The organism is Mycobacterium sp. (genome assembly GCF_052144515.1).
Lineage (GTDB): Bacteria > Actinomycetota > Actinomycetes > Mycobacteriales > Mycobacteriaceae > Mycobacterium.
On sequence record NZ_JBKQQD010000543.1, the window covers coordinates 1 to 6,515 of the forward strand.

9 protein-coding genes and 1 pseudogene are annotated in these 6,515 nt (G+C 63.5%); 7 read left to right on the forward strand and 3 right to left on the reverse strand.

The features are described from left to right. From ACLP9N_RS36795 to ACLP9N_RS36820, 6 genes and pseudogenes are all read left to right on the forward strand, one after another. Positions 1–279: pseudogene (locus ACLP9N_RS36795) on the forward strand (Ku protein); the annotation flags it as partial. Positions 280–834: 555 nt separating this feature from the next. Beyond that, a complete protein-coding gene (locus tag ACLP9N_RS36800) occupies positions 835–1,140 on the forward strand; it encodes a chromate transporter (protein ID WP_442412008.1) in 306 nt (101 codons plus the stop codon). A 92-nt stretch (positions 1,141–1,232) separates the two neighbouring features. Beyond that, entirely contained in the window at positions 1,233–1,709 is a 477-nt protein-coding gene (locus tag ACLP9N_RS36805) for a DoxX family protein (RefSeq protein ID WP_442412015.1), read from the forward strand. Further along, entirely contained in the window at positions 1,700–3,181 is a 1,482-nt protein-coding gene (locus tag ACLP9N_RS36810) for a multicopper oxidase family protein (protein WP_442412009.1), read from the forward strand. Before ACLP9N_RS36805 ends, ACLP9N_RS36810 begins: the two co-directional genes overlap by 10 nt. Before the next feature lie 65 nt (positions 3,182–3,246). Next, positions 3,247–3,549: a PadR family transcriptional regulator gene (locus ACLP9N_RS36815; RefSeq protein ID WP_442412010.1), complete on the forward strand. Its 303-nt coding sequence runs from the start codon at positions 3,247–3,249 to the stop codon at positions 3,547–3,549. Positions 3,550–3,775: 226 nt separating this feature from the next. Further along, positions 3,776–4,153 carry a DUF732 domain-containing protein gene (locus ACLP9N_RS36820; RefSeq protein WP_442412011.1) on the forward strand — a complete coding sequence of 126 codons (378 nt, stop codon included), beginning with the start codon at positions 3,776–3,778 and terminating at the stop codon, positions 4,151–4,153. A 290-nt stretch (positions 4,154–4,443) separates the two neighbouring features. Here ACLP9N_RS36820 and ACLP9N_RS36825 read toward each other — a convergent pair whose 3' ends face one another. Next, on the reverse strand, positions 4,444–5,046 hold the full coding sequence (locus ACLP9N_RS36825; protein ID WP_442412012.1) for a hypothetical protein: 603 nt from the start codon (positions 5,044–5,046) through the stop codon (positions 4,444–4,446). Positions 5,047–5,051: 5 nt separating this feature from the next. Further along, positions 5,052–5,318, reverse strand: coding sequence for an SHOCT domain-containing protein (locus ACLP9N_RS36830; RefSeq protein WP_442412013.1), 267 nt, complete (start codon positions 5,316–5,318; stop codon positions 5,052–5,054). A gap of 122 nt (positions 5,319–5,440) precedes the next feature. On the opposite strand from ACLP9N_RS36830, the gene ACLP9N_RS36835 reads away from it, so the two are divergent. Continuing rightward, positions 5,441–6,034: a hypothetical protein gene (locus tag ACLP9N_RS36835; RefSeq protein ID WP_442412014.1), complete on the forward strand. Its 594-nt coding sequence runs from the start codon at positions 5,441–5,443 to the stop codon at positions 6,032–6,034. A gap of 97 nt (positions 6,035–6,131) precedes the next feature. Here ACLP9N_RS36835 and ACLP9N_RS36840 read toward each other — a convergent pair whose 3' ends face one another. Next, entirely contained in the window at positions 6,132–6,374 is a 243-nt protein-coding gene (locus ACLP9N_RS36840) for a lipase family protein (RefSeq protein WP_442412016.1), read from the reverse strand. Between the last annotated feature and the right edge of the window lie 141 nt (positions 6,375–6,515).

Consider the following 6,515-nt stretch of genomic DNA (forward strand, 5'->3'; position numbering starts at 1 on the left):
CCGAAGGCGGAAAAGATGGCGCATGCGCTGGTCGAGTCGATGCTGGGCGAGTTCAACCATGTCGAGCACACCGACACCTATGTCGAGCGTGTTCGCGAGTTGGTGAATGCCAAAGCAGCGGGCACACCCGTCACCGTCCGCGAGGAGAAAGCCGCCACCGAGGATGTTTCCGACTTGCTGGCGAAGCTTGAGGAAAGTGTCCGACGGCATCCAGCGGGCAAGGGCACCCCAAAGGCGAAGACCAAAACACCCGCGCGCAAGAGCTCACCAGCGGCGTGACGATGGCCAGGAGCGTGTGTCGTCCACATGCTAGACAACGATATGACCGCGCCCAATTGAACTCGCTGCGGTCGCGTGCCCGGAAACAGCGGTGCGTGAGGTATGTAGTTGCGACCTTGCGTGTTCGCTGCCGAGAACGGATGCACGTTAGTCAGGTAGTCGCGCAGGTCATCCGCCAGCCACGGCGCTAGCGGCACTACGCGATCCGATTTGGCGGTCTTGGGCGTGCCAGCAAGCCATTGAGGGCCAGAATCGCCCGAGACCTTCCTCTTAGCGGCAGTACGCGTTATCCGCACAGCACCAGCCGCGCCCGATATATCCGACAGCGTTACGTCCTGCACCTGTAGACCCCGTAGCTCAGCAGCCCGCACACCCGTATAGGCGGCGAACAGCACAGCCAGCGCATACACCGGGTTACCGCGCTGCGTAGCGATCCAATGATCGGAGATATTTTCAAGACCTGTGGATGGGGTCGTTTCAGGCGACCTCCGTTGCGGTTGATTCGCCGGGTTCGGTGGGCGTGATGTCGATGGGTCGTTCGAGCAGTTTGCCTTTGTGGAACAACGCGCCGCCTTCACCCCATCGTTCCTTTTCGTCATCCTCGGCGGACCCCACTTCGATCAACTCCGCACCAACCGATACATCCAGGCGTTCCTGTCCGGCGCGGGCCCCGCCGTCATCGGCGCGATCATTGGCTCTGCAATCCCCCTCGCCCTTGCGCTGCAGCACATCTGGCAATTCGTGATTCTCGCCGCCGCAGCGCTGTGGCTGCCGGTCGCCCGACGCGGCGTGGTCGGCACCTTGCTGGGCGCGGGCATACTCGGCGTCGGCGCCGCACTGGCCGGACTACCCACGGGTTGAGTCCGGTAGGCTCGGGAGGGAATTATCGGAATACGATATCGGGGTCCGAGTTGGCGGCTATAGGTTCGGCTCGAATGTCATGGCAGCGGCTCCTGCATGCCGAAGGGCCGCCCGCCGTGGTCTGCGTACGACTGCTGGTGGGACTGGTTTTTCTCAGCGAGGGCATCCAAAAGTTCTTGTACCCACATCAATTGGGGCCGGGCCGCTTCGAAAGGATCGGAATCCCCGCTGCCGCGTTCTTCGCCGATCTCGATGGAGTGGTCGAAATCGTTTGCGGCACATTGGTGGTCCTCGGCCTGCTAACGCGGGTCGCGGCCATTCCGTTGCTCATCGACATCATCGGTGCGATCGTGCTGACCAAGATCCGCGAACTGCAGCCAGGCGGGTTCCTTGGGGTGGAGGGCTTCTGGGGGATGGCCCACGACGCACGGACTGACCTGTCGATGTTGCTCGGCTTGATCTTCTTGCTGTGGACCGGTCCTGGCCGATGGTCATTGGATGCGCGGCTCGCCAAGCCCGCCACCGCTCCGAACGCAGCACCCGAGCAGCCGGAGCACACATGCGAGTGAGGTCTGTTGGTCGACGTGACTTCCTCAAGTGGAGCAGCCTGGCGATGGTGACGGCCGCCGGTGGCCTCGCCGCCGGGACAACAGCCGGGTGCTCGCGTAAGTCGCCGGGCGGCAAGGCCGACTACACGCTGCACATCTCTCACTCGGATGTTGAGGTCGCACCGGGCAAACTCGTGCCGACCACTACCTACAACGGCCAATTCCCAGGCCCACTGCTGCGGTTCACCGAAGGCAAACGGACGACGGTCGATATCTATAACGACACCAACACCCCGGAACAGCTGCACTGGCACGGTCAACAGATACCGGTTGACGTCGACGGTTCTTCCGAAGAAGGCACCCCGTTCATCCCCGCGCACGGTATGCGCCGGATCTCGTTTGTGCCGGGCCCGTCGGGGTTCCGCTTCTACCACACCCACCTCACCCCGGGCGCTGACCTGACCGGCGGCCAGTACGGGGGACAGGTCGGCCCGGTCTACATCGAGCCGAAAAACGAGCGCGGTGCCTACGACCGCGAAGTGTTCCTGACCCTCAAGGAATTCGAGCCCACGCTGAGCCAGGGCGGTGACATGCCCGGCGGCTTCCTGGCTGGCGACCCGATCGCAGATTTGAAAGACAAGGGCGAGCGGGAGATGGCAGCTTCGTTGCTGGCCGGAATGGCGCGCGGCTATGAGGTGGGCTACGGCACCTTCACCATCAACGGCCGCACCCTCGGCCACGGCGATCCGATTCGAGTGAAAACGGGCGACCGGATCCTGCTGCACGTGCTCAATGGCAGCGCCACCGAAAATCGCAGCCTCGCCCTGCCCGGGCACACCTTCACCGTGGTCGCCCTCGACGGCAATCCCGTGCCCAAACCCGTTGCGGTGCCGGTATTGTGGCTGGGGGCCGCCGAACGCATCTCCGCGATCGTGGAGATGAGCAACCCCGGCATCTGGATCCTCGGTGACCTCTCCGACGATGATCGCCAAGCAGGCATGGGAGTCGTCGTCGAATACGCCGGCCGCACCGGCGATCCGCAATGGGCGCCATCGCCACCGTTTCAATGGGACTACCGCGTCTTCAGCGCGGCCGGCCGCAACCCTCCGGCGGTCGATCACGTCGTCGACATGCTCATCGAGAAGCGCAACGCCGCCAGCAACGGGTTCAACGTCTGGACCATCAACGGCACCCCGTACTCGATGGACACCAACCAACCGGTTCTCGACATCGTGCACGGCCAGCGCTACCGGCTGCGGTTCCGCAACGCCAGCGACGACATCCACCCAATGCATTTGCACCGGCACACCTTCGAAATCACCCACATCGCCGGCAGCCCCACCGCCGGTATCCGCAAGGACGTCGCCATGCTCGGCGGCTACCAGACCATGGACGTCGACTTTTTGGCCGACCAACCCGGGCTGTCGCTGTTGCACTGCCACCAGCAAATACACATGGACTTCGGATTCATGACGCTGCTGCGCTGCTCGTGAGCCGCCACACCGTAGAATCGCAAGCCGATATCGGCTTCGTCATCATTGGGCGAAAGGTGGTGTAGATGAGGGAATTTCAGCGGGCCGCGGTGAGGTTGCACATCCTGCATCACGCCGCCGAGGACGAGGTCCACGGTGCATGGCTGACCAAGGAATTGAGCCGGCATGGATACGAGGTCAGCCCGGGCACCTTGTATCCCACACTGCACCGGCTCGAAGCTGATGGTTTGCTGGTCTCTCACCACCGGGTCGTCGACGGCCGCGTGCGCCGCGTCTACCGGGCCACCCCGGCCGGCCGTGCGGCACTGACCGAGGATCGCCGCGCGCTCCGAGAGCTTGCCCAGGAAGTCCTTGGAAACGAGACGTGAAGGTGCTGATCTCCCGCGACTGGCGAGAACAAGCATGGGGCGCGGGAAGTCGGGGACATCATCACTCATCACATGCCGGGCCCGCTTTGCTTTCTAGCTTCGCGCGAGCGGCGAACGTGACGATCGGCTGCTGCTCCGGGTGACTTTTGGCACTAGCTGCTGCCAGCATTCGCCCGTTTAGCTTGCCGCAACGCAATGGCGCTTCTAATGAATGGGAGGTGCAGAAATGACAACCACTCATGTCCACTCGCCCAGTCGAGTGCTATCACTATTGGCCGCCTGCGTTGTACCGATCGTCGCGCTGCTGGGCCCTCCGGGAGCGGCAGCTTCGGCCGCTCATGCCGACCCTGCCGATGCCGACGCCAAGTTCCTGGCCGCACTGAGATCTAAGGGCATCACGTACGCGTCGCCGGAAGTTATGATCGCCGCCGGTTACGTGGCCTGCACAGAACTTGATCAGGGCGAGACGCCGGCCCAGGTCGCCCAGGACGTGATGAACAACAAGGACGTGCTGACCAGCAGCAACTTGGACTCCTTTCATGCCGGGTTCTTTGTCGGCGCCAGCATCGCTGCGTACTGCCCGAAATATGTCGGACGGATTTGACGGCATTACGTCAAGCTCGCAGCCCATCCGCGCAGTCGTATAACCGAGGTCCAACTATCGTGGGAGAACGACAAGTGGTTACGGAAGTCCTGGTTAGCGCCCCTATCACCGTCGTTGCTGCCGTTGGGGTAGCAGCACCGGCCATGGCCGACAACCCGTAAATGTCTGCCCGCCTCGCGGCGCCGAGTGGAATTGCGCCAGTTAAGAATTGATGCGGCGAAAGAGAGCCGAAAATGGTTGGGCGCTTGGATATTTGGAAGTCCAATGTTTTCGTCCAAGCCCATTTTTCTTCAGGTGGGTCGAGGGCTGCGGGGCCCCATCATCCCGCCGCAGCCCATTCCGCCCATCATCCCGCCTGGGCCCATCATCTGTTGCATCATCGCGGGCATCCCCTCCTGCACGAACCCGGTGACCTCCCGCGCGTGTGCACGGATGGCGTCGGTGAGGGCGGGATCATCGGCGGTCTCCTCAGCGATCACACCCGTAGGGGTAAACGTAAGCTGACGGCGGTAGCCGCTGGCATGACGGAAAAGCGTCGGCAGGCTCTGGCTCATGCAGGCGACCTCGGTTCCCTGATCGAGGCGGGAGTACATGCTTGAGACATGCGCTTGTAGTTGGGCGGTGAGGTCTGGGGACGTCGATTCGGTGGTGGTGCGCACACCGCCGGGAATGTCCTCAACGACACGGTTGATTTCGCTGTGGCGCATAAACATCTCCATGTAGCGGCTCATGTCCATGTGACCCGTACCCCCAAAACCGCCTCCGTCGGTGAGGCGGATAGCCGTCGAGGGCGGCTCAAACATGCTGCGAAGGACATACCCCAGACCTAGGACGCTGCCCGCTCCGAGCGCACCGAGCGCAGTGAGCGCCGCCCGTCGCGTCAACCTAGCCATCGCGGTCAGAGATGTTCACGCAGTAGCGCGATGCGCCGTCGATATTCGTCTTCGTCTATCTCGCCGCGAGCGAAGCGGTGCGCCAACGTATCTTCTGGCCCGGTCGCCACGGAACTGGCCCCGTTGTATTGGCTGCCGCCCCGAGCCAGATAGCGGATCGCAAAGGCCCCCGCGACGACCACCGCCACGACAAGCACCGCCAACACGATGGTCATCACGATGCCGCCCCAGCCCCCGCCCCAGCCGTTACCGCCCCAGCCCCAGCCACACATCGCCGCTCATCTCCTTCAGCTTGCCGTGTCTATTGCACCTGAGCCGGGAGTGTGTGCTCGTCCTGTGGCGTTTCCTAGGGCCGATGGTCCTCGTACCTGGCGCGATCCCGCCGAGGTGCGGTGTGCGCGGCGTCTACGGTTGCCGGGTGCGTGATGCGCCGCCGCGTCGAGGAGCCCGGCGCGACCGCCAATCCGCCGCGAGCCGCGCCAAGACCGCGCGCATCATGCAAGGTCGAATTTCTATGCCGGAGTCGAGCAGCTGGCCGAGCTTGAGGTCCGGGGAGACTTCGTGTGGACTCGGTGCAGAGTGCGCTGCCGCCGAGATTCCAGGCGCGGGCGCAGTGGTGCGAAAATTGGAGCGTTATCAACGACATACGCGAATCAGAATCGACAAACGGCGCGATCAAGTTCCCCGAGCTGGCGCAGATGCCGCCGATGCTGCTCCGGCCGGTCAACGAACTGTCAAACATGACGGTTCGATCAACACGTCAGCGATCAAGAACAACTACATCCTCGTCTACGGCCCATTCATGGACGGCTTCGTGATTGTCGACCGTTTCCCGAGCCAGGTCGAGTTGATTCCGAACATGTTCGGCTCCAACCGGCGGCCGGCCCAGGGGCAGCGCGGCGCCTCCTTGTGGGCGCGCACCGGCTCAGATGCGGTTGTGCCGCAGTCGTTTAGGCTGCTGAACATCGAGATGAGCAACGAAAGCTAAGACTAGATCGTGGAGATCGAGACGAGCGTGAGCTGATAAGGAGGGCGGGCTGGTGACCGACGCCGAGGAGGTGTTCACTGTGCCCGCGCGGCCTTTGTCACCGGGCGGGTCTGGGTTCCTGCGGAACCGGAATCGGATCGAGCTTGTTGCCCGGCTCGATCGACGGACAGTTCTGCGGCGCGGGCAGGTCGGCGAAGCGCTGCTTGATCCAGGCGATCGAGTTCGGCAGCCAGGGCAGGAGGCTCCAGACGTGGCTGAGCGCGTTGTACTGCTCGTAGTGGACCGTGGTGCCCTTCGCGCAGTAGCTGCGGGCGAGCGTGCGGACGTCGCCAGTGATCATCACGCCGTCGCCGGCGCCCCGGCGGTCGCGCCGCGAATCGCCCCGTGCCCGTCACCGGTGACTCGTCACCGAAAGGAGAACCCCTGACCAACCACTGAACTACCGCACGGGGCGGGGACTTTTACCTGGCCACCAGCGGGG